Below are 21,150 nucleotides of genomic sequence, written 5' to 3' on the forward strand. Positions count from 1 at the left end.
ACCGGTTATTCCCCGCTGTCCCGCCTTTTATTCCGTACCATGTCCGGCAGCGGAAAACCCTCGTCCCGACCGCCCCAGTTAAGCTTGTTGCGCAGGATCGCGAAATAGCCCTTGTGAGGTGAGCTGATAAGACGCAGAGGCTTGGCCGCCGCCTGGACCACCAGGCAGTCTTCGGCCTTCATGTTCCAGCCCGGCCGACCATCGGCAATCACCCTGACATCACTTTCCGGATCTGCCAGCCGGGTGGTGATCCGGACATCGGGTGAGAGCAGGACCGGCCGGCTCTCCAGCATGAAGGGACAAAGAGGTGTGACCAGGATGGTGCCCAGCTCGGCATGGACGATGGGGCCGCCGGCCGAGAGGTTGTAGGCCGTGGATCCGGTGGGCGTCGAGATGATCAGCCCGTCGCCCTTATAAGTGGTGATAAACTCTTCATCGGCCCAGGACGAAAGCCGCATGATCCGGTCGGTGGACTCCTTGACAATGACCACCTCGTTGAGGGCAAAAAGAGGTTCGCTTTCCTGTCCGTTCCGGCCGGAGAAGAGACTTGCCCGCAGCATCATCCGCTTTTCGATCCTGGCCTGACCGGCGAGGATGGTCTCCAGGGCCTGGTACATCTCCCCGGCCGCCACCTCGGTGAGAAAACCGAGATTGCCCAGATTGATTCCCACCACCGGAATATCAAGATGACAGGCCTGAGCCGCCACATGGAGCAGCGTTCCGTCACCGCCCAGGATCACCAGCATGTCCATGCCCGGATCAATCCGATCCAGAACCGCTCTGACCCCCCACTGCTCCAGCCAGACAGCCAGTTCAGTACCCACCCGGTGGACGTCCGGCGCATCACGCTTGGTGACTATGCCGACGTAGTCCACCTTCATGATCCTAGATCCCGTGACCGCTCGGTGGCCGCTTCAATGGCGGTCATCACTGTCCCGCGAATCCCTGCTTCCTCCAGGACTTGAATACCGGTTATGGTGGTTCCACCGGGGGAGGTAACCCGGCCCTTGAGAACCGATGCAGCTTCGCCGGTCTCCAGGGCCAGCCTGGCCGAACCATAGACCGTCTGCAGGACCAGCTGTTCAGCCACCGGCCGCGGCAGTCCGGCCAGGACCCCGCCGTCGACCATAGCCTCGATAAAGGTAAACACGTAACCTGGACCCGAGCCGCTGAGTCCGGTCACCGCATCAAGCAGGTTTTCCGCCACCTCCACACAGATTCCCACGGCCGAGAAAATTGACCTGGCCGTCTCCATGTCCTCTTCGCTCACCCGGCGGTTTCCACTCAGGGCAGAGGCACCGGCCAGGACCAGGGCCGGAGTATTGGGCATCACCCGGATGATCCGGGCCGATTCGCCGAGCAACCTTTCCATGGCTGCGATGGTTACCCCGGCGGCAATGGAGATGATGAGGTGGTTCTCGTCAAGGTGGGCAACATACTGCTGCAAGACCGGCTCCATGATCTGCGGCTTGACCGCCAGAACCACCACCTCGGCAAAAGAGGCCAGCTCGCCCGGCTCAGTGGTGACCCCGATGCCATACTGGCTGGTCAGGTACTGCTGCCGGGAACTGTCCGGCTCGGCCACCATGATCTTTTCCGCTGTCACCAGCTCTGCCTTGATCATCCCCCGGACCAGGGCCTCACCCATCTGTCCTCCACCAACAAGACCAATTGTTTTCATATCTCAGTTTTCAGTAGGTATTTGGATTCTGTGCAGCCGGATCCCACGGACCCTGCCACCCCGTAGCTTTTCCCGGAAACGCGGCTTCAAACGAATAGAACCACAAAAGGTACCATCTGCCGGATAAAACTTCTGCAAAAAAAAACCGCTGACCAAAACGGCCAGCGGTGGGTACCGGGGTGGTATACGGCTCAGGCGGCACAGACCGGCCGAGCTGCCGAACCAGGTTGCTGTGGGGTGAAAAGCGGTTTGATCCGGTCTCCGGCCCGACGGGTCTCCTTGACCACCTGGCGTAAAACGGTGTTGCCGTTTTTTCTGAACTTGACGTATTCCCAGCACTCGGGGCGCTCGATAATCTCCTGCATCAGGCCCAGATGCAGTCCATGACCTGAGCGATCGGCTATCACATGCCCCAGTACCGGGGTACCGAGAAGGGCGAGATCTCCTATCAGATCAAGAACCTTGTGCCTGACGAATTCATCATCATAGCGCAACCCGTCCTCGTTGAGAATGGACCGGCGATCCCAGTGGATGGCAATGACGTTTTCCAGCGTACCGCCAAGAGCCAGGCCATTGGCCCAGAGATGTTCCACCTGTTCCACATAGCCAAACGTCCGGGCCCGGGCGATTTCTTTCGTGAATCGCTCCCGGGTCACCTCGACGGTATATTTCTGTTCCCCGAGGAGCTCCCCGTCAAAGGAGATCCGGCCGGTGATCTTGAAACCGTCATAGGGCTCGATCCGGATTGACTTGTCCCCTTCCGAGTAAATAATCGGGCTTGTGATACGCAAAACTTTGCGCAGGGCGCGCTGCTTCCGGCGCCCCCCCTGGCGGATGAGACGGACAAAGGGATCGGCGCTGCCGTCCATGATCGGTACCTCGTGGGAATCGATCTCGATATCGGCGTTATCGATCCCGGATCCACGCAGGGCCGCGAGCAGATGCTCGGTGGTGGAAATGCGGGTGGCGCCGCTGCCGATGGTGGTTGCCAGACGCGTATCCACCACCCGGTCCATCTGCGCCGGTATGACAGGTTTCTCCTTGAGATCTGAGCGGAAAAACCGGATTCCGGCATTGGCCGGTGCCGGGTGGATGGCCAGGTTTACAGTCCTGCCGGTATGCAGCCCGACGCCGCAGCAGCTGACTGTTTTCTTCAGGGTATACTGGTGCGGCTCAATAACAGGTGCCATTATCATATATACGAGTATTTTTTAAGGATTTATTTTTTTAAATTGATCAACACACAGTAAATCATGCAAGTTACAGCCCAAAAAACCGCACAAACACAAAAAAACAGGCAAACAGCACAAAAAATTTCTGAAAACAATTAGTTATAATAACACTTTCACACAGAAAAGCACTGACCACCACCCTGCCCCTGTGGCAAAAATTCCACACCAGAACCTGAACCTCGGGAATGTGGTCTTTTTGCCACAGTCTTTTTTGTCTGCACCCGAGCCATTCTGCAACGGGATTCAAATTCAATCCTTCTCTCCAGCCCGGACACGGGCCACTGCCTCGCAGATGAATGCATCAAAAGATTCTTCAGGCCTGGTTTCCATGCGCACCGCAGCCAGGTCCAGGCCCGGCTCCAACCCCTCCAGCTTGACCAGGTCCTTTTCCGTTGTCACCAAGAGTTCACTTCCTTTTTCCCGGGCCTCTCTTCGCAGCCGGTCAACATCCGCCCCGGTATACCGGTGATGATCCGGCAGCCCGACAAAACCGGTCAGCTCAAGATCCATGGAGAGCAGCATATCCCTGAAGCTCTCGGGACGGGCAATGCCGCAGAAAGCAAAACATTTTCTACCGGCAAGCCGACCAGGTCCCTCTTGATGCCGCTTTCCGTCAACAGTACGCCAGACCAGACCTGAGGGAAGATAGGTGCTGAAAAACACGGGGCGCCCGGAAAAACGCTGCCGCAACAGATCGGCAAAGCGTCCGGCCCGCTCCCGGTTTTCATCGTGCACGCCGGTGAGCAGAAAGGCGTGACAACGCAACAGGGCCTTGACCGGCTCCCGCAGATCTCCACCGGGAAACACCCGTGAATTTCCAGCCAGGGTATCGGCATTGAAGAGGACCAGATCAATATCCCTGGCCACTCCCAGGTGCTGGAATCCGTCATCAAGCAGCAGCACATCAGCCCCCATTTCCACGGCCGTGGCAGCCGGCAGCTTCCGGACCACCCCGGTCAGGACCGGCACCCCATCGAGGGTCTCGGCCAGAAATCTCGGCTCATCACCGACAAAGGCGGCATCGAGCAGGACCCGCTCGCCATCGGAAACAATATTGACCGGTTCTTTTGTCGCCCCGCCATAGCCACGACTGATCACCGCCGGGTGCAGCCCATCTTTCCTGAGCAGCCTGGCCAGATACTGGACCACCGGGGTTTTGCCGGTTCCGCCCATGGTCAGGTTGCCGACACTGATCACCACCGCCGGCAACCGGGCCTGCCTGAACACTCCCCACCGGTACAGAGTCTCCCGGGTCCGCATAAGCATGGCATACAAAGGAGAAAACGGCCTGCCCAGAGCAAAATAGAGATTTTTACGACGCATCTTTCCAATCATTTCAGTACCTGATTACCTTCAACGCCCGGCTGACAGGAGATACGCTCCGGCAGCCCCCAAACGATGTTACCAAACATTTGACCACCCCTTTGTAGCGCATCGTGAATTCGGTACCAAGGCAAAAGTATTGACAAAAAAACCACCTGTGCCTCCTGCAGCGAAGATTCAGCCAGATAACAGCCACACTTCCAAAACGGTCACCCGAACCCTGCCGGGCCGGTCAGCGGCCGCAGGTTGGTTTTCCCGGAATCCATCGACCATGCACATTTTTGGGTGCAAATTTTTTTTAATAGGGTATGTAGGAATGCAATGTGTACAACCCATCTGTTCGATCCCCTGTTTTATTACTGATGCAAGGAGGAACCTCTTATGAAGCTTGCTCGCAAATTGATCACACTGGTCTTGGCGATGGTCCTGGCTGCCGGACTGACCAGCGCTGCCATGGCGGCCGACCCCATCAAAATCGGTGTTGCCGGTGCCCATTCCGGCGACCTGGCTTCCTATGGCCTCCCGACGGTCAAGGCGGCCGAACTGGTTGTCAAGGATGTCAACGACCGGGGCGGCATCAATGGCCGCAAGGTTGTCCTGCTGGTGGAAGATGATGTCTGCAAGCCCGAAGTGGCCACCAACACCGCCACCAAACTGGTTTCCAAGGGTGTGAACGTGGTCATCGGCCATATCTGTTCCGGCGCCACCAAGGCTGCCCTGCCCATCTACAAGGCTTCCGGCGTGATCGTCATGTCCCCGTCAGCCACAGACTCGTCCCTGACCCAGAGTGGTGACTATCCCAACTTCTACCGGACCATTGCCCCAAACAATGCCCAGGCCCGCACCGAGGTTGACTTTGTCGTCAACGTTCTTGGTGCCAAGAAAATAGCCATTATCCACGATAAAGGCGACTATGGCAAAGGATTCGCCCAGGACGCGAAAAACTTCCTTGAAAAGGAAGGCAAGGCCAAAGTGGTTCTGTTCGAGGGTATCACCCCCGGAGCCGTGGATTACTCCGCGGTTGTCCAGAAGGTCAAGCGCAGCGGCGCTGACGTGGTGATCTTTGGAGGATACCATCCCGAGGCGTCCAAAATTGTCACCCAGATGCGTAAAAAAAGGATGAAAACCATCTTTGTCTCCGATGACGGCGTCAAGGATGACACCTTCATCAAGGTTGCCGGTAAATACGCAGAAGGTGTTTACGCCACCGGACCGGCAGATGTTTCCAGCAACCCCATCACCAGAGAGTACCGCGAAAAACATGTCAAGGCCTACGGCGAGGAGCCGGGCGCCTTCTTTGACAACGCAGTAGCCGCAGCCCTTGCCCTGACCAATGCCCTGGAAAAGGCCGGCTCGACCGACCCCGACGCCATTGCCAGGGCCCTGCACACAGAGAACGTGGAGACGCCTTTTGGCTCCATCCGCTTTGATGAAAACGGCGATGCCATCGGTGTCGGTTATGTTGTCTACAAGGTGGAAAATGGTAAATTTGTTGCCGTTAAATAATTGTTGTGCCTGAATAAGAGATCTGGGGCAGCCTGGCTGCCCCAGATTTTTTTTTGCGCAACCAAAGACGCATATCAACCAGATTCCGGAACCAGAAAATGGATTATTTTATCGAGCTCTTTTTCGGCGGCCTGACCCGAGGTTCAATCTACGCACTCATTGCCCTCGGGTACACCATGGTCTATGGCATTATCGGCCTGATCAACTTCGCCCACGGAGAGATCTATATGATTGGCGCCTTCACGGCCCTTATTGTCTCCACGGTTCTGTCTATTTTAGGGTTTCCGCTGCTGGCCATCGTTATCCTGACCATGCTGGCAGCAGCCATATGGGCCAGTGCCTATGGCTACACGGTGGAGAAACTGGCCTACAAGCCGTTGCGCAACGCGCCCCGTCTCTCGCCACTCATCTCGGCCATCGGCATGTCCATGTTTCTGCAGAATTACGTGCTCCTGGCCCAGACACCGGACTTCCTGCCGTTCCCGGCCCTGATTCCGGACTTTCCGTTCATGGAGCGTTATGCCCACATCATCGGCTCATCCGACCTTGTGATCCTGCTGACCACGGCGTTGATCATGATCCTGCTCACCTTTCTCATCAAATTCACCCGGATCGGCAAGGCCATGCGGGCCACGGCCCAGGACCGAAAAATGGCGCTGCTGGTGGGCGTCAACGTGGATCACGTCATCTCCATGACCTTTATCATCGGCTCGGCCCTGGCCGCGGTGGGCGGCATGCTGATCGCCTCCCATATTGGCCAGATCAACTTCTTCATCGGCTTTATAGCCGGCATCAAGGCCTTTACCGCCGCGGTGCTCGGCGGCATCGGCTCCATTCCCGGAGCAGTGCTCGGGAGCTTCATTCTCGGCCTGACCGAATCTTTTGCCACCGGATATGTCTCCAGTGACTATGAAGATGTCTTCGCCTTTTCCCTGCTGGTCCTGATTCTTATTTTCCGCCCTTCGGGCCTGCTGGGCAAGGCCAGCATCGAAAAAGTCTGAACCAGGAAACAAAACTACACAGAAACGACATCATGCTTACGGTCAAAGATTTCAGAAACGCGCTCATGGTTTCTCTGTGGTTTATCTTTCTCACCTTCCCCATCATGGTGATCAAGATCAACCCCTACGAACGAACCATCATCTGGCGCTGGCACAATCTTGCCTGGGTGGGAATCGCCAGCTTTGCCCTCTATCTCATCAGCCGCATATATCTGCAGCGGAAAAAAGCGCGGCAGGAGCGAATTCGCCAGGGGCTCGAGGACGAGCGGACCGACTGGAGCCAGCGGCTCATGCAGGAACGCAGAATCTACATGCCGATCCTGGCAGGCACGGCCCTGTTCGCCCTTGCCTTTCCCCTGGTCTTTTCCACCTATCAGACCAACATCATGATCACCGCCCTGATGTACGTGGTCCTTGGCCTGGGCCTGAACATCGTAGTCGGGGTGGCCGGGCTTCTTGATCTCGGCTATGTTGCCTTCTATGCGGTCGGCGCGTATTCCTACGCTCTGCTGAACATGCATTTTGGGCTTGGTTTCTGGACCGTACTTCCCATCGGTGCGATGCTGGCAGCCACCTTCGGCATCCTGCTTGGTTTTCCTGTCCTGCGTTTGCGGGGTGACTACCTGGCTATCGTTACCCTGGGTTTTGGCGAGATCATCCGCCTCATCCTGGAAAACTGGACCGAATTCTCCCAGGGACCAAGCGGCATCTCAAATATTCCCCGTCCTGGATTTTTCGGCCTTGAAATGAGTCTGGATACGGCGATTCTCTATCTCTACTACCTGATGATCGTCATGGTTATCTTCACCATTTTCGTCGTCAACCGGCTGCAGAATTCCCGCATAGGCCGGGCCTGGTTCGCCCTGCGTGAAGACGAGATAGCCTGCCAGGCCATGGGCATCGACAAAACCCGCACCAAGCTGACCGCCTTTGCCCTGGGAGCGACCTGGGCCGGCATGGTCGGGGTGATCTTTGCGGCCAAGACCACCTTTGTCAATCCAGCCAGTTTCACCTTTCTTGAATCAGCCATCATCCTCTGCATCGTGGTACTTGGCGGCATGGGCTCCATTGTCGGGGTGATCATTGCCGCCCTGATTCTGATCCTGCTGCCTGAGTATCTGCGGGCCTTTGCCGACTACCGGATGCTAGTTTTCGGTGCCACACTGGTCATTATGATGGTTTTCAGGCCCCAGGGAATCATCGCCAATATCCGCCGAACCTACACCCTGGAACGTAAACCTGGCCCAGCAGCGGACAAAGAAAGATAAACGTTCCGCCTGCCCGGGTACAGAGCCTGGCCGGGCGCACGAACCCATGATGATCCCCCCGCTCCAAGTAAACACCGGGGTGGATAGCCATAAAAGACAGCAAGCAAGTCGACCAAACCAACCATGACAACATCACAACCGATCCTAGAAGTAACCGGACTGACCATGGACTTTGGGGGAATCCGGGCCCTGGACAGCCTGGACCTGCAGGTCAGAGAGGGAGAGATCGTGGCCCTGATCGGACCAAACGGCGCAGGCAAAACCACCTTCTTCAACTGTCTGACCGGGATTTACAAGCCCACCGGCGGCGACCTGCTCCTGACGCCACCCGGCCGGAAAACCAGGCGCCTCAACGGGCTCAAGCCAAACAGGATAACCCAGCAGGGTCTGGCCCGAACCTTCCAGAACATCCGACTCTTTCCCAACATGACCGTGCTGGAAAATGTCATGATCGCCCGCCACTGCCGCACCCGGGCCAAGGTACTGGGCGCCATCTTCCGCGACCGCAGAACCCGGGAGGAAGAGCGCCGGATCGTCGAGCTGAGCTATTCCATCCTGGAAAAGATGGGCCTTGAATCGTGGGTCAACGAATTTGCCAAGAACCTGCCCTACGGAGCCCAGCGGAGGCTGGAGATTGCCCGAGCCCTGGCCACAGAGCCCATTCTCCTCCTGCTCGATGAACCGGCAGCGGGAATGAATCCCCAGGAAACCAAGGAACTTGATGACCTGATATCGGAGATACGTGACGATGGCCTTTCCATCCTCCTCATCGAGCACGACATGAAGCTGGTCATGAGCCTGTCGGACCATATCTTTGTTATGGATTACGGTAAGAAAATCGCAGAGGGCACTCCGGAAGAGATCCGGACCAACCCCGACGTGATCAAGGCTTATCTTGGTGAGGACGTGACCGATGCTTGAAATAAAAAAGATAAACACCTATTACGGTAACATCCAGGCCCTGCACGACATCAGCCTGTCGGTGGAGGAAGGCGAGATCATCACCCTGATCGGAGCAAACGGGGCCGGTAAGTCCACCACCCTCATGTCCATCTCCGGCATTGTCCCGCCCCGCTCCGGCGAGATAACTTTCCGCGGCAATCCCATCCACAACCTGCCGCCGGACAAAATTGTCGCCCTTGGTATCTGCCAGGTACCGGAAGGGCGCCATATCTTTCCCGATCTGACAGTGGCGGAAAACCTCGACATGGGCGCCTTTCTACGCCGGGACAAACAGGGGATCAAAGAAGATCTTGAGTATATCTACACCCTCTTCCCTATCCTGGCCAAGCGGAGAAACCAGCCTGGCGGCAACCTTTCCGGGGGAGAGCAGCAGATGCTGGCCATTTCCCGAGCCCTGATGGCCAGACCGCAACTGCTGCTGCTCGATGAACCTTCCATGGGGCTTGCCCCGCTCGTTACCCTGCAGATTTTTGATATCATCAAGAAAATCAACAAGGAGCATAACACGACCATTTTCCTGGTGGAACAGAACGCCAATCTGGCATTGAAGGTGGCGGACCGGGGATATGTGCTTGAAACCGGACGGATAACAATGCACGATGATGCCCGCGCCCTCCTGGCCAACGAGGATGTCAAAAAGGCCTATCTCGGAATTTAACCCTGCGGTTGACAGTTGGCAAATCCTGTGGAAACAGGGAAAGAGCCGTACGTGCAAACGCGGCTGGTGCGCGGGAATCAGACCAATCGTCAACGGTTTACCGGTAACCGTGAACATTTGTGATATTACGAGGACGTAGCGTGGAAAAAATCAGGGTTGGCGTAATCGGAGTCGGTTATCTTGGCCGGTTCCATGCCCAGAAATATGCGGCCATGGAGGATGTTGACCTTGTCGGAGTGGTCGACGTCAATCCGGACCAGGCCCAAAAAGTGGCCAGGGAATGTGGAACCCAGGCGTTCACCGATTATCTTGACCTGCCCGGCAAGGTCGATGCGGTCTCCATTGTCGTGCCCACGGTACATCACCACAAAGTGGCCATGGCATGCCTGGAGCACAACCTCGACGTGCTGGTGGAAAAACCGATCACCACCACGATCGAGGAAGCGGACGAGCTGATCGATCTGGCCGAAAAAAACGACCGGGTCCTGCAGGTGGGGCACCTGGAGCGGTTCAATCCTGCGGTGATGGCCATGCAGCCCCTGCTGCACAACCCGCTTTTCATCGAGGCCCACCGTATCTCGGTCTTCAAAAACCGGGGCACGGACGTGGATGTGATCCTGGACCTGATGATCCATGACATCGATATCATTCTCTCCATCATCAAAGCCCCCATCAAGACCATTCACACCGTCGGAGCACCGGTCATCACATCCCTCACCGATATAGCAAATGCCCGGCTCATCTTTGAAAACGGCTGCACAGCCAACGTGACGGTAAGCCGCATATCCATGGACAATATCCGCCGCATGCGCATCTTCCAGCCCGGCACCTATCTGTCGGTGGACTTCAGTAAAAAGGAAGTCATGGCCATCCGCCTGAAAAAGGGAGACCGGAACGGACTGCCCCTGCCCGAAATCAGGAAATATGGCTTCAAGGACCAGGACATCCTGGAGATGGAACTCAGGGATTTTATCCACAATGTCCGGGATCGCTCCCGCCCCCGGGTCTCCGGTCTGGAAGGTCGGCGGGCCCTGTCCGTGGCCCTGCAGGTGGTGGCCCAGGTCAATGAAAACCGTGCCCGGATCGAGGAGATACTGGGCGATGAAGCGGATTTTTCCGGCCTGGAGAGCTGATTTCCTTGACCGGACGCTCGTCAGCACACACCTCGGGGCCGGTCATGATCGTGACCGGAGAGGCCTCGGGCGACATGCACGGCGCCAGGCTGGTCGAAGCAATGCGCAGCCAGAGGCCCGAACTGTCCTTTTGCGGCATGGGTGGCGAGGCACTGGCACGGACCGGTGTGGAAATGCTCTACGACGCCGCCAGGATCTCCGTGGTCGGGCTCACCGAGATAATGAGCCACCTGGGCGATATCCTGCGGGCGCGCCGCATTCTGATCCGGGCCATGGAAACCAGGCACCCGGCACTTCTCATCCTGATCGACTTCCCTGACTTCAACCTCATGCTTGGTGCCAGAGCCAGAAAGCTCGGCATCCCCATCTTTTATTACATCAGTCCACAGGTATGGGCCTGGCGCAGTGGGCGGGTTCGGAAGATAGGCCGGCTTGCCGACCGGATCGGGGTCATTCTCCCCTTTGAAAAAGAATTTTACGCCAAACGCGGGATAGAGGTGGACTTTGTCGGCCATCCCCTGGTGGACAATGTTTACCCCTCCATGGAAAGAAGCGTTTTCCTGGCCACGCAGGGCATTGAAGAATCACGGAAGATTATCGGTCTGCTGCCGGGCAGCCGCTACAGGGAAATCCGGTCATTGCTGCCGGATTTTCTCGCCGCGGCCCGAAAACTCGACCACAGCAACATCACCTTTGTCCTTCCCCAGGCCCCAACCATCACCAGGCAACTGCTTGAAAAATGCGGTGTGGCACGTTACCGGGGGGAGCTGGACATCCGGATCATCAAAGAGAACCGGTATGACCTGATGGCTGCCTGTGACGCAGCCATTGCCGCCTCGGGGACGGTAACGCTCGAACTGGCCATCCTCGGAGTGCCAACGGTAACCTGCTACCGCCTTTCACCGCGCACCTATCAGCTGGGCCGGCTGCTTATCAGGCTGGACCATTTTTCCCTGGTCAACCTCATCGGCGGCCGCGAGATCATCCCGGAGCTGCTCCAGGACAAGGTCACCCCGGAAAACATTGCCCGGGAAGTCTGGCCGCTGCTAAAAGACTCCCCCCGTCGCCGGACTATGCTTGCCGGGCTGACCGAAGTGCGGAACAAGCTTGGCAGCCCCGGGGCCTCGGAGCGGGCGGCGAAAATCGCCCTGCAACTTCTTGAGCAGGGTGTCGGAGACAGACAGTGTGTCAAAGACAGACGACAGGATCTGAAGCGGGACGATGAAACCACCGCGGTCCCCCTGGTCATCGACGGGACCCTGGACCTGCACGCCTTTCGTCCCGAGGAAGTCAGAGAGGTGGTATGCGAATACCTGGAAGAGTGCCGACGACGGGACATCTACCAGGTCCGGATTATCCACGGCAAGGGCAAGGGTGTACTGCGGCGCATTGTCCACAGTGTTCTTGAACATCACGAACAGGTGGCTGGCTTCCGCCTGGCCGGGGAGGATGGCGGCTCCTGGGGCGCTACGCTGGTGGATCTTCGGCAGGGGAAGATGGATCAGGAGTCTGCATCGGCGCGACCAGACCATACCTGACCGCCCGGTTGCGGACATGGATCATGAAGGTGGAGGGCATGGGCAGAGGACGCTCCTGCTGGAGAATGCCCACTTCCCGGGCCCGGAGCAAGGTGGGGATGGAATGAATCCCTTCCTGGTTATCGCAGATGGTCTGCATCCGCAGGGCATCGGTGAGGATATCGAGCAGATCGGGAACGCGACCCGCCACCGACTTCAGCTCCTCTTCCAGAACCAGCAGGTGGCGGCGGGCAAACTCCCAGGCCTCGCCGTCCACCGCCGGGGAACCGAACACATCGTTGACAATGGCCCCGACCAGCCGTTTACGGTCCTGCTCGGGCCAGTCCTGATAACGGGCCATCACGTCGTCCTTGAGTTCGGCAAAGAGCATCATCTGAACTGTGGCAATGGCCTCACGCATGACCGGTATCACCCGGTTGTCGATGCGCTCGCCGTCCCCTTCCCGAACACCTTCACTCAACTCGCTCACAGCACCACCTTGATATCAGGATGAGCGGCCAGCACCTCGTAGAGCCTCAGCCGCTGGTAATCGCTGTACACGGTCAACTCCAGCTTCATGCTGATATAGCGCCCGCCACTGCTGACCATGGAATCGCTCAGGGAAATCTCCACATCGCCTACATGCTCAAGGACTGCGGCCCGGACCGCTCCCCGGTCCATGCCGATAACCGTATACTGCCAGACACAGGGATAATCGATCTTCGGTTTGCAGGAATTGTTCTGCATGGGTATCTTTTCCATAACCGGCTTATAACGCAGGCCGTATGCGATGACAACCGGAAAAATGTCTATATATCCTGAACCGGTGAGCGTTCGAGAGCGGGTCGAATGCCCCCTGCATCCAGCGCGGAACGATTCGCTTACTCTTTTGTGATGTCAGATGCTATACTATGCGTCAATATAATCGGTTGTCACAATTGTTAAAAATCGCATGAAAAAATCCGCCCATTGCTGGGCCAGCCAGGGAAAGAGCCATGAAACCGCGCATTCTCATCGTCAGCCGCCACCAAAAAGAGCTCCAGACTCATCTCGGGGAGTGCGATGTTTCCCTCGCCCGGACCGGCAAGGATGGCCTTTCCCTTCTCGAACTGCCGCAACCGTTCGACCTGATCCTCGCCGACCTGAAGCTGACAGACATGGGGGCAAAAGAGTTTTTCCACAAGGCCCGCAACCTGTGCCGATCAGTTTTCATCGTCCTGGTAGCCCGAAACGAACTTGCCCCGGGGGTGGAAGCGATCAACCGCTGGGACCTCTTCTCTCTGCTTCCCCTGCCCTGCCAGCCCGATATGCTGGAGTTGGTCATTGAACGGGCCATGGCCCAGGCCAGGCTCCTCGCCAGGGAACAAAAGATGCGGCAGAGAATCCGGGCACTGACCGGTATCGACGCTCTGACCGGATGTTACATTCACGCCGTGGCCGAAACAAAGCTCGCCTTCGAACTGTTCAGGGCCAGAAGGTACAGACATCATATCGGTCTATTGCTTTGCGATATCGACCAGTTCCAGCAGATCAACGAGCAGTATGGTCACCGCACCGGGGACAGAATACTGACCGGATTTGCCCAGGCGGCCCGGGACGTGACCAGACAGGAGCTCGACTGGATATGCCGCCGGGACAGGGCCTGTTTCCTGATCGTACTCCCGGAAACGTCCGTCCAGGGGGCCCGGATCGTCGCCGACCGGTTGCGCAATCTGTTCGACGAATTCGAACTCCCCGAAGACGCACCATCCTTCCGGCTCAAGGTCACCATTGGTATCACCGGCTTCGACCCCCACCGACCGGAGCAGCATCCCGATCCGGCAAGCCTGCTGCGCGCTGCCGAGCTGTGCCTGAACCGGGCCAGGGAACTTGGCGGCGACCAGATCCACCTCTGCCCGGAGTTCTGACTCATTTCCGGACAGACACTAACTCAACTTCCTCCCCCTGCCCGGCCGTTTATCAGGGTAATCTGATCGTTCAGAGTCCACATGTCATAGATATAGCCGATACCGAAGAGGCCGGCGGTCAGCAGATACAGGATACCGGTCGGCCATTTGCCCATGTACATGCGGTGGATCCCGAAAAAACCGAGGAACACCAGGAGCAGCCAGGCAACGTTGTAATCAATCGGCCCCGGAATGTAGCGGATCTCCGCCTCACGCTCCATTTTGGGAATGAGAAAAAGATCCACGACCCAGCCGATGAGAAACAGGCCCAGGGTGAAAAAATAGACAGTCCCGGAAATGGGCCTGCCGAAGTAAAAACGATGGGCCCCCAGAAAGCCAAAGGCCCAGAGTATATACCCCACAATCAGATTATGGGTTTGCTGTTTCGGCTCCATGAAACCTCTCCTGTATGTTCTTCTTTAACTGTTCAATCCGCCCGAGAGAGCGGCTGATGCGGGCAACGTCCAGTTTACCCCGGTCAAGCAGTTCCTCTATCGCCAGGACCCCCTCCGCCACCGCGTCCAACTGCCGGATCAGATTGTTGCCGACAATGAGCAGATCCACCCCGGCCAGCACGGCCCGCTGCACCGCCTCCCGATAGCTCCACTGCCCGGTGATGGCCCCCATCTGCAGATCATCGGAAACGACAACCCCGTCAAAACCTAACCGCTGCCGGAGCAGGCCGGTCAGGATCGGTGCTGACAGGGTGGCCGGCAACCCGTCGGGATCAAGACGCCGGTTGACCACGTGGGCGGTCATGACACAGTCGGCCAGGCCCAGATCTATCAGGCGGGCAAAGGGATCAAGCTCCTTCTCCTGCCAGGTGTCGGTCACATCGACAAACCCCAGGTGGGTGTCCCCCCTGGAGCTGCCGTGACCGGGAAAATGCTTGAGGGCGCAGGCCACCCCGGCCCGATGGTGTGCCTGGATGAAGGCCCGGGCCCTGGCGACCACCAGATCCGGATCAGCGCCAAAACTGCGGCCATGTTGGCCGATAATGGGGTTTTTCGGATATATATCAAGATCGACCACAGGGGCCAGGTTAAGATTGATCCCCATCTCCCGCAACTCCATGGCCATGGCAAGGACCGGACCATGGGGATCAGCCTTGTGGCAGCCAAGTTCGGCCGCAGTGCATGAGGGCAGAAAACCGTCTTTTTCCTTCAGGCGGCAAACCCGTCCCCCCTCCTGATCCACGGCAACAAGCAGATAATCAGGGGCAAGATCGTGAAGCGAAGCTGTCAAAGCCTTGAGCTGAGCAGGAGAACGGATATTCTGCCGCCGGCCGTCCACATTGCGGTCAAAAAGAATCACTCCGCCCACCCGCTGCTGTTCAATGACCTCCCGCAGCGAGTGGTCTTCGTCGAGCCGGCAGCCATCAAAACCAACCATGAACATCTGCCCCAGAGACGATCTTTCCAGCACAGACCCTACCATGACATCATCCGCATACCAGCGTGAACAATAATTCCCCAGAGTATCACCGACAGGATACAGGGCAGCAGATACCGGTATGTCTCCAGAACTCCGGTGACAAAATATCGTCTGGTCAACACGTAACAGAGATGAACCGGGGAGAGCATCATCCCGGCATAGCCCATGGCAAAGGCCAGTACCAGGGCGGCCCCCTGGCTGATCGCGGGGTCACCGTCCGCCAACCCTACCACCAGGGGAAAGGCCGGCCCGCCAAAGCCGACGGCAATACCGGTGACCAGCCCGGCCAGAAACGGCAGAAAACCGATGATGACCTCGACCGGGATGGCTGACCCGCCAAGCTCTCTTCCGGCCGCCGGTAACAGGGCCGAGGCCTCGAGCATGGCCTCAAATATCATCACCCCGCCGAGGGTCATAACCACGCTCAGGGTTTTGGCGGAAAAAATATGCTCAAAGAGAACCGGCCCCCCTGCGTCGGGATTGTGCCACCACAGACGTACCATGGTCAGACTTGCCACCAGACCCAGAAACATGGCCACGAGCTTGTGCAGCGAGGCCGATCCGCCAGGGATCATCCGCTCCACGAAGGGAGGCAGCAGGAGGGTGCACAGGACAATCAGGATTATGGGCAGCAGGACCAGGCCGATCCGACCTGAATTGTGCGCCTTTTCGTCCGGCTCCACAACGAGCAGTCTCATCTTTGGCCGGAGCATGAACCACCAGCCGGCTGCCACGCTGACCAGGGTAAAGGGAATCATCAGGAGAAAATACTGCCACACCGGCAGGGTAAAAATGGAAAGAGAAATAATGACAACCGGATACAGCGGCCACCAGTACTCCAGCACATGCCGAAACCAGTAATTGACCGAGGCCTTCCAGGCCGGCTCCACCCGCTGATCCCGGACAGCCTCGCCAACCAGCGGAGCTGAAAAAAGTGCTCCCCCGGGCATGGGCACAAGGCCCAGGACCGCCGGGATCAGGACCAGACCCAGTACCCGGCCGTGGCGTCCACCGAGCTTCCGAGCTGTTGCCAGCAGAATCCCGCTGTTTTTCTCCGAGGCCATGAGGTAGCCAAATTCCAGGATCAGGGAAATGTTTATGAGCAAAAACCAGAGCTCTGGCCGGACCAGGGCTCCGGCCAGGTCACCGGTCACCTCCCGGCCACCTTTTCCGGCCCAGAAATCAATCAGCAAACCGCCCAGGACCAGCCCGCACCCCATGGGAATCCGCAACCTGCAACCCAGGAGAATCAGACAGAAAACGACTATGATCCTGGACACAGGCCCCACGGTAAAAAGAAAATCAGATCCCACACCTGCTCCCTCTGTTTTCACACTCTTTCATCCTGTCTTCTCTATCGCGAAGCACTGGTTTCCACAAGGGGAGGTTCTTTTTTTCCTGCATTGATTAAGGTTTCCTTCGCTCCCAAGGCCGGGCACACATCGTCATTCTTTTGACACGAAACCAAAAAAAAATTTATTCAACCTGGCCCAACGTCCACGCAACAACCACCAACATATTGACTCAACAGCACAAAACAAAAAACAATCAAGCCTGGCACAGTGTTAGCATAACACAAGACACAACAAACGTTTTTCTGACACACACCCCAGCAAGGCGGAAACAGGAACACACCATGCCCGAGCACAACATGGACAAACTTGATCAAACCGGAGCGGCTGAGATGGAAGAACTTCTCAGCGAGCTGAGCCATTACCGCAAACAGTCGGAAAGGCTTCGCAAGGTCAACGAGCTGTATGGACACATCGCCGGAATCCTGGACCTGACCTCCATGATCGAGGCCTACTCCATCTGGCTCGCCCAGTATGTACCCCACGAGCTGATCGGCTACCATAACCTCACCCGGCAGCGAATGCACATGTTCTGCTCCAGCCATGGCCCTGACCGGCGTCAGGTTATCGACATCGCCGAACAACTCCTGACCTCGCGGGACACGGAAGCCCGGGGCTGCCTGCAGGTTGAGAACTTTTTTGCCCACACCTGGGGATTTTCCACCCCGGACTGCAAGAGCCTGCTCGTCCTGCTCCGAAAAAACAACCGCATCGCGACGGAAGAGATCGAGCTGATCAACGAGTCTCTGACCATCCTGGCCGAGCCGCTGAAACGGACCCTGGACTATGAAAAGATATTTGAACAAGCTCGCAAGGACGCCCTGACCGGGCTTCCGAACCGACTGGTCTTTGATGAACAGATCGAGTGTATCATGGAACGGGCCCGTCGCCACAACTTCCCGTTAACCCTGGCGGCCCTGGACCTGGATCACTTCAAGGAAGTCAACGACTCCATGGGCCATCTCATGGGGGACCGGGTACTGCAGCAGGTAGCCGCAGTTCTGCAGCAGGAAATCCGGGCCACCGACCTGCTGGCCCGCATGGGGGGGGACGAATTTCTCCTGGTACTTCCGGACACCGATCTCGAAGCGGCCCGGCACCTGAGCCAGCGCCTGTGCCGGGCGGTGGCCGGACTGCAGATCCCTGCCGGCGACCACAAACTTGGAATCAGCATCGGTCTCATGCCGTGGGAGCCCGGCATGGACCGCGAAACATGGCTGGAAAAAGCCGACGACATGCTCTACCAGGCCAAGGCGGCCGGTCGTTCCCGGGTGGCCCAGGCCTGAACAGAACTTTACGATCCTGACAAAAAACTTTTGAGGCGCCTGGGCAGCAGGGGACCGGACCTCGGCACACCCCGTTTCCGTGCCCCTGGAACAGCGAACTTTTCCCGGTTATGGCAGGTCAGGCGGTCTGCAGCTTGATCTCCAGGGGAATGGAGTGAAGGCTTTTGCTCTGCTGCACTGTAGAGCCAAGTTTCCAACTCTCGCAGCGCGCCTCTCCGGCCAGTTTCTTCTCTATCTCCTCCACGAGCCCCTTGATATTGATGATCGGGTGGCGGGAAAAAACCTCGGGCAGGCCATAGGTCAGATTACAGGCCAGACAGCAGCCGGGGCGCTCATGCAGGTCCAGGTGAAAACGAAGGACCTTGTTTTCAGGATCATAACCCGCAAAGCTGAGCCTGATATCATAGGCCCCTTCCGCGGCATCACCAAACAGAGCCTCGAAAAATTCATTGGTCCGCTCGGGGCCGAAAAGCCCGGTCAGGGTATCGGCCGTAAAAATCGACTCAAATTTCTCTGTATTCATCAGAACTCTCCCGCCTTATAAAAGATATCCCGCAAAGAAGTATCGCTTTGTTTTGGCAGCAAATCTACACTGTTACCCCGCAACTGTCAACAACCATTGCAGGGCGGGACTCCCTATGGTACAAACGGGTCCATGCAGCGTGAACTCTTTTCAGATTCCAACACCCCCTATTCCACCGATCCCGAATCGGTCATCAGCAGGGAGGTACTCAACGAGGCCCAGTTTGCCGCCGTGACCCATGAGGGGGGGCCGGTACTGGTCATTGCCGGCGCCGGCTCGGGCAAGACCCGGACCCTGGTCTATCGCATGGCCCACCTGATCCGGCAGGGAGTGGAACCTGAATCCATCCTCCTGCTGACCTTTACCCGCCGGGCAGCCGAGGAGATGATGTGGCGGGCCGGTCAGCTCACCGGCCAGTCCTGTCAGCGAATCATCGGAGGCACCTTCCATGCCACCGCCAACATGCTGCTGCGCCGGTACGGTCACCACCTGGGGTTCGGTTCCGGGTTCACCATCATCGACCGGGGCGACGGAGAGGGGATCATCAACCTGCTTAAATCCTCCCTGGGCCTGGCCGGAGCCGGCAAACGGTTTCCCTCCAAGCGGGTGATCATGAACATCCTCTCCGGCTCTATCAACAAGGCCATCCCCATCGAAGACCTGATCTTTGAACAGCACATCCATCTATCGGAGTTTGTTGAGGATATCCACACCATTCGCCGGCATTACACCCAGTTCAAGCTTGATCACGGGCTCATGGACTATGATGACCTGCTGATCAACTGGCAGCGACTGATGGCCGAGTGCGAAGAGGCCCGCCATGAAATCTGCAGCCGTTTTCAGCACATCCTGGTCGATGAATACCAGGACACCAACCTGATCCAGGCCGAAATCGTCCGGCTGCTGGCCACGGAGCATGACAATGTCATGGTGGTGGGCGACGATGCCCAGTCGATCTACAGTTTCCGCGGCGCTGATTTCTACAACATCATGCGCTTTCCCGAACAGTTTCCCGGGACCCGGATCATCAAGCTGGAAGAGAACTATCGCTCCACCCAGCCCATCCTCTCTCTGACCAACGCCATCATCGACAAGGCACAGCAGAAATTCACCAAGGAGCTGTTCACATCGCGGGAGGGCGGAACCCGGCCGGTGGTCTTCGGGGCCCGCAACGAAAGCAGCGAGGCCCGTTTCATTGTCCAGACCATCAGGGAATTGACCGCAGAAGGGACCGACATCAGCGAGATCGCGGTCCTGTTCCGTTCCGGTTTTCACTCCTACAAGCTGGAAATGGAGCTGACCTCCTCCACGGTGGAATACGAAAAACGGGGCGGCCTCAAGCTGACCGAATCGGCCCATATCAAGGATGCGCTCTCCTTCCTCAGGGTGCTGGTCAATCCGTGGGATCACCTCTCCTGGAACCGCATACTTCTCCAACTGGACAAGGTTGGGCCCAAAACAGCCCAGAAGATCCTGGCCACCATCAAACAGGCCGATGACCCCATGGAGGCCCTGACCAGGTACAGGCCGGCCCGGGGATGGCAGGCCGGATTTGAGCGGCTTACCGAGCTTTTCCTCAACCTGCGACGGCCGGATCTGACCCCGGGTGGCCAGTTTGACCTGGTCATGGAATATTATGAACCGATTTTTGAAAAGATCTATTACGATGACTATCCCAGGCGTCGTAAGGAGCTCGACCAGGTCAAGGTCCTGATCAACGGCTACGACGATCTGCGCTCCTTTGTGGATGACACCACCCTGGATCCGCCCGAAACCGGGCCGTCGTCGGCCGGCAGCGAGATCCAGGACCGGCTGGTCCTCTCCACCATTCACTCGGCCAAGGGACTGGAATGGGACGTGGTCTTCGTGATAGGCCTGGCCGAGGGACGTTTCCCGCACCAGAACGCGGTCCCGGGCGAGGCCTGGGAGGAAGAGCGGCGGCTCCTGTACGTGGCCGCCACCCGGGCCAGAAAACAGCTCTTTCTCACCTATCCCCGAGAACTGGTCACCCCGGACCGCAAAGTGACCCGGACCGGCATGTCACCTTTTCTGCAGGAGATAGCGCCGGGACTTTACGACAACAGGGAAATATCACCCCGGCGACACACCATGGAGAACACCCCGATCCCCCGGTCCCGGCCAGCTGACAGGAAAGCAGGAGGCCTGGTTAAATTCGAGGTTGGCATGGTGGTCCAGCACCCCTTCTTTGGCCAGGGCCGGATCAAAGCCATCCCCGGTCCCAGGCGGGTGGAGGTTTCCTTTGACCGCCACGGTGACAAGATACTCCACCTTGATTACGCCAGACTGGAACCCAAGCTGTAAGAAAA

The 21,150-nt window shown here is 57.7% G+C and carries 20 protein-coding genes; 10 read left to right on the plus strand and 10 right to left on the minus strand.

From position 1 onward, the window contains the following. Positions 1 to 5: 5 nt before the first annotated feature. The 4 genes from ACXJJY_RS05685 to lpxK form a co-directional block, all read right to left on the minus strand. Positions 6 to 881 (minus strand): NAD(+)/NADH kinase, encoded by an 876-nt coding sequence (locus ACXJJY_RS05685; RefSeq protein WP_456385893.1) that lies wholly within the window; start codon positions 879 to 881, stop codon positions 6 to 8. Next, entirely contained in the window at positions 878 to 1,681 is an 804-nt protein-coding gene (proC, locus tag ACXJJY_RS05690) for a pyrroline-5-carboxylate reductase (protein WP_456385895.1), read from the minus strand. Before proC ends, ACXJJY_RS05685 begins: the two co-directional genes overlap by 4 nt. Before the next feature lie 191 nt (positions 1,682 to 1,872). Then, positions 1,873 to 2,871, minus strand: a complete 999-nt coding sequence (gene lpxC / locus ACXJJY_RS05695; protein WP_456385897.1) for a UDP-3-O-acyl-N-acetylglucosamine deacetylase — start codon at positions 2,869 to 2,871, stop codon at positions 1,873 to 1,875. Positions 2,872 to 3,162: 291 nt separating this feature from the next. Continuing rightward, the gene (gene lpxK, locus ACXJJY_RS05700; protein WP_456385899.1) at positions 3,163 to 4,236 is read right to left on the minus strand and encodes a tetraacyldisaccharide 4'-kinase; all 1,074 of its coding nucleotides are present in this window, start codon (positions 4,234 to 4,236) and stop codon (positions 3,163 to 3,165) included. A 381-nt stretch (positions 4,237 to 4,617) separates the two neighbouring features. On the opposite strand from lpxK, the gene ACXJJY_RS05705 reads away from it, so the two are divergent. The 7 genes from ACXJJY_RS05705 to lpxB all read left to right on the plus strand — a co-directional run bounded on the left by ACXJJY_RS05705 (position 4,618) and on the right by lpxB (position 12,303). After that, a complete protein-coding gene (locus ACXJJY_RS05705; RefSeq protein ID WP_456385901.1) occupies positions 4,618 to 5,742 on the plus strand; it encodes a branched-chain amino acid ABC transporter substrate-binding protein in 1,125 nt (374 codons plus the stop codon). Between the two features lie 98 nt (positions 5,743 to 5,840). Beyond that, positions 5,841 to 6,743: a branched-chain amino acid ABC transporter permease gene (locus ACXJJY_RS05710; protein ID WP_456385903.1), complete on the plus strand. Its 903-nt coding sequence runs from the start codon at positions 5,841 to 5,843 to the stop codon at positions 6,741 to 6,743. A 32-nt stretch (positions 6,744 to 6,775) separates the two neighbouring features. Continuing rightward, positions 6,776 to 8,011 (plus strand): ABC transporter permease subunit, encoded by a 1,236-nt coding sequence (locus ACXJJY_RS05715; RefSeq protein WP_456385905.1) that lies wholly within the window; start codon positions 6,776 to 6,778, stop codon positions 8,009 to 8,011. A 123-nt stretch (positions 8,012 to 8,134) separates the two neighbouring features. Beyond that, complete coding sequence (locus tag ACXJJY_RS05720) at positions 8,135 to 8,932, plus strand: ABC transporter ATP-binding protein (protein ID WP_456385907.1); 798 nt, start codon at positions 8,135 to 8,137, stop codon at positions 8,930 to 8,932. Further along, entirely contained in the window at positions 8,925 to 9,632 is a 708-nt protein-coding gene (locus ACXJJY_RS05725; protein ID WP_456385909.1) for an ABC transporter ATP-binding protein, read from the plus strand. Before ACXJJY_RS05720 ends, ACXJJY_RS05725 begins: the two co-directional genes overlap by 8 nt. A 140-nt stretch (positions 9,633 to 9,772) precedes the next feature. Beyond that, a complete protein-coding gene (locus ACXJJY_RS05730; RefSeq protein ID WP_456385911.1) occupies positions 9,773 to 10,765 on the plus strand; it encodes a Gfo/Idh/MocA family oxidoreductase in 993 nt (330 codons plus the stop codon). A 5-nt stretch (positions 10,766 to 10,770) separates the two neighbouring features. Beyond that, entirely contained in the window at positions 10,771 to 12,303 is a 1,533-nt protein-coding gene (lpxB, locus tag ACXJJY_RS05735) for a lipid-A-disaccharide synthase (RefSeq protein WP_456385912.1), read from the plus strand. Here lpxB and ACXJJY_RS05740 read toward each other — a convergent pair. Then, entirely contained in the window at positions 12,233 to 12,772 is a 540-nt protein-coding gene (locus ACXJJY_RS05740; RefSeq protein ID WP_456385913.1) for a hypothetical protein, read from the minus strand. The two genes, lpxB and ACXJJY_RS05740, sit on opposite strands and share 71 nt — an antisense overlap. Then, positions 12,769 to 13,029 carry an HP0495 family protein gene (locus ACXJJY_RS05745; protein ID WP_456385914.1) on the minus strand — a complete coding sequence of 87 codons (261 nt, stop codon included), beginning with the start codon at positions 13,027 to 13,029 and terminating at the stop codon, positions 12,769 to 12,771. The genes ACXJJY_RS05740 and ACXJJY_RS05745 overlap by 4 nt, the downstream gene beginning before the upstream one ends. Before the next feature lie 248 nt (positions 13,030 to 13,277). Here ACXJJY_RS05745 and ACXJJY_RS05750 point away from each other — a divergent pair, with 248 nt between their 5' ends. Continuing rightward, on the plus strand, positions 13,278 to 14,189 hold the full coding sequence (locus ACXJJY_RS05750; protein ID WP_456385915.1) for a GGDEF domain-containing protein: 912 nt from the start codon (positions 13,278 to 13,280) through the stop codon (positions 14,187 to 14,189). 23 nt (positions 14,190 to 14,212) lie between these two features. Here the strand turns inward: ACXJJY_RS05750 and ACXJJY_RS05755 are convergent, their stop codons facing one another. The 3 genes from ACXJJY_RS05755 to ACXJJY_RS05765 are packed head-to-tail and all read right to left on the minus strand — an operon-like array spanning position 14,213 to position 16,996. After that, on the minus strand, positions 14,213 to 14,623 hold the full coding sequence (locus ACXJJY_RS05755; RefSeq protein WP_456385916.1) for an NINE protein: 411 nt from the start codon (positions 14,621 to 14,623) through the stop codon (positions 14,213 to 14,215). Continuing rightward, positions 14,598 to 15,665, minus strand: a complete 1,068-nt coding sequence (gene nagZ, locus ACXJJY_RS05760) for a beta-N-acetylhexosaminidase (RefSeq protein WP_456385917.1) — start codon at positions 15,663 to 15,665, stop codon at positions 14,598 to 14,600. The genes ACXJJY_RS05755 and nagZ overlap by 26 nt, the downstream gene beginning before the upstream one ends. Continuing rightward, complete coding sequence (locus tag ACXJJY_RS05765) at positions 15,659 to 16,996, minus strand: DUF401 family protein (RefSeq protein ID WP_456385918.1); 1,338 nt, start codon at positions 16,994 to 16,996, stop codon at positions 15,659 to 15,661. Before ACXJJY_RS05765 ends, nagZ begins: the two co-directional genes overlap by 7 nt. Before the next feature lie 302 nt (positions 16,997 to 17,298). On the opposite strand from ACXJJY_RS05765, the gene ACXJJY_RS05770 reads away from it, so the two are divergent. Further along, positions 17,299 to 18,300: a GGDEF domain-containing protein gene (locus ACXJJY_RS05770; RefSeq protein WP_456385919.1), complete on the plus strand. Its 1,002-nt coding sequence runs from the start codon at positions 17,299 to 17,301 to the stop codon at positions 18,298 to 18,300. Positions 18,301 to 18,418: 118 nt separating this feature from the next. On the opposite strand, the gene ACXJJY_RS05775 is transcribed toward ACXJJY_RS05770, so the two are convergent. Beyond that, complete coding sequence (locus ACXJJY_RS05775; RefSeq protein ID WP_456385920.1) at positions 18,419 to 18,823, minus strand: pancreas/duodenum homeobox protein 1; 405 nt, start codon at positions 18,821 to 18,823, stop codon at positions 18,419 to 18,421. A 132-nt stretch (positions 18,824 to 18,955) separates the two neighbouring features. Here ACXJJY_RS05775 and ACXJJY_RS05780 point away from each other — a divergent pair, with 132 nt between their 5' ends. Beyond that, the gene (locus tag ACXJJY_RS05780) at positions 18,956 to 21,145 is read left to right on the plus strand and encodes an ATP-dependent helicase (protein ID WP_456385921.1); all 2,190 of its coding nucleotides are present in this window, start codon (positions 18,956 to 18,958) and stop codon (positions 21,143 to 21,145) included. Positions 21,146 to 21,150 lie beyond the last annotated feature (5 nt).

It is taken from the genome of Desulfolithobacter sp., from assembly GCF_054025815.1.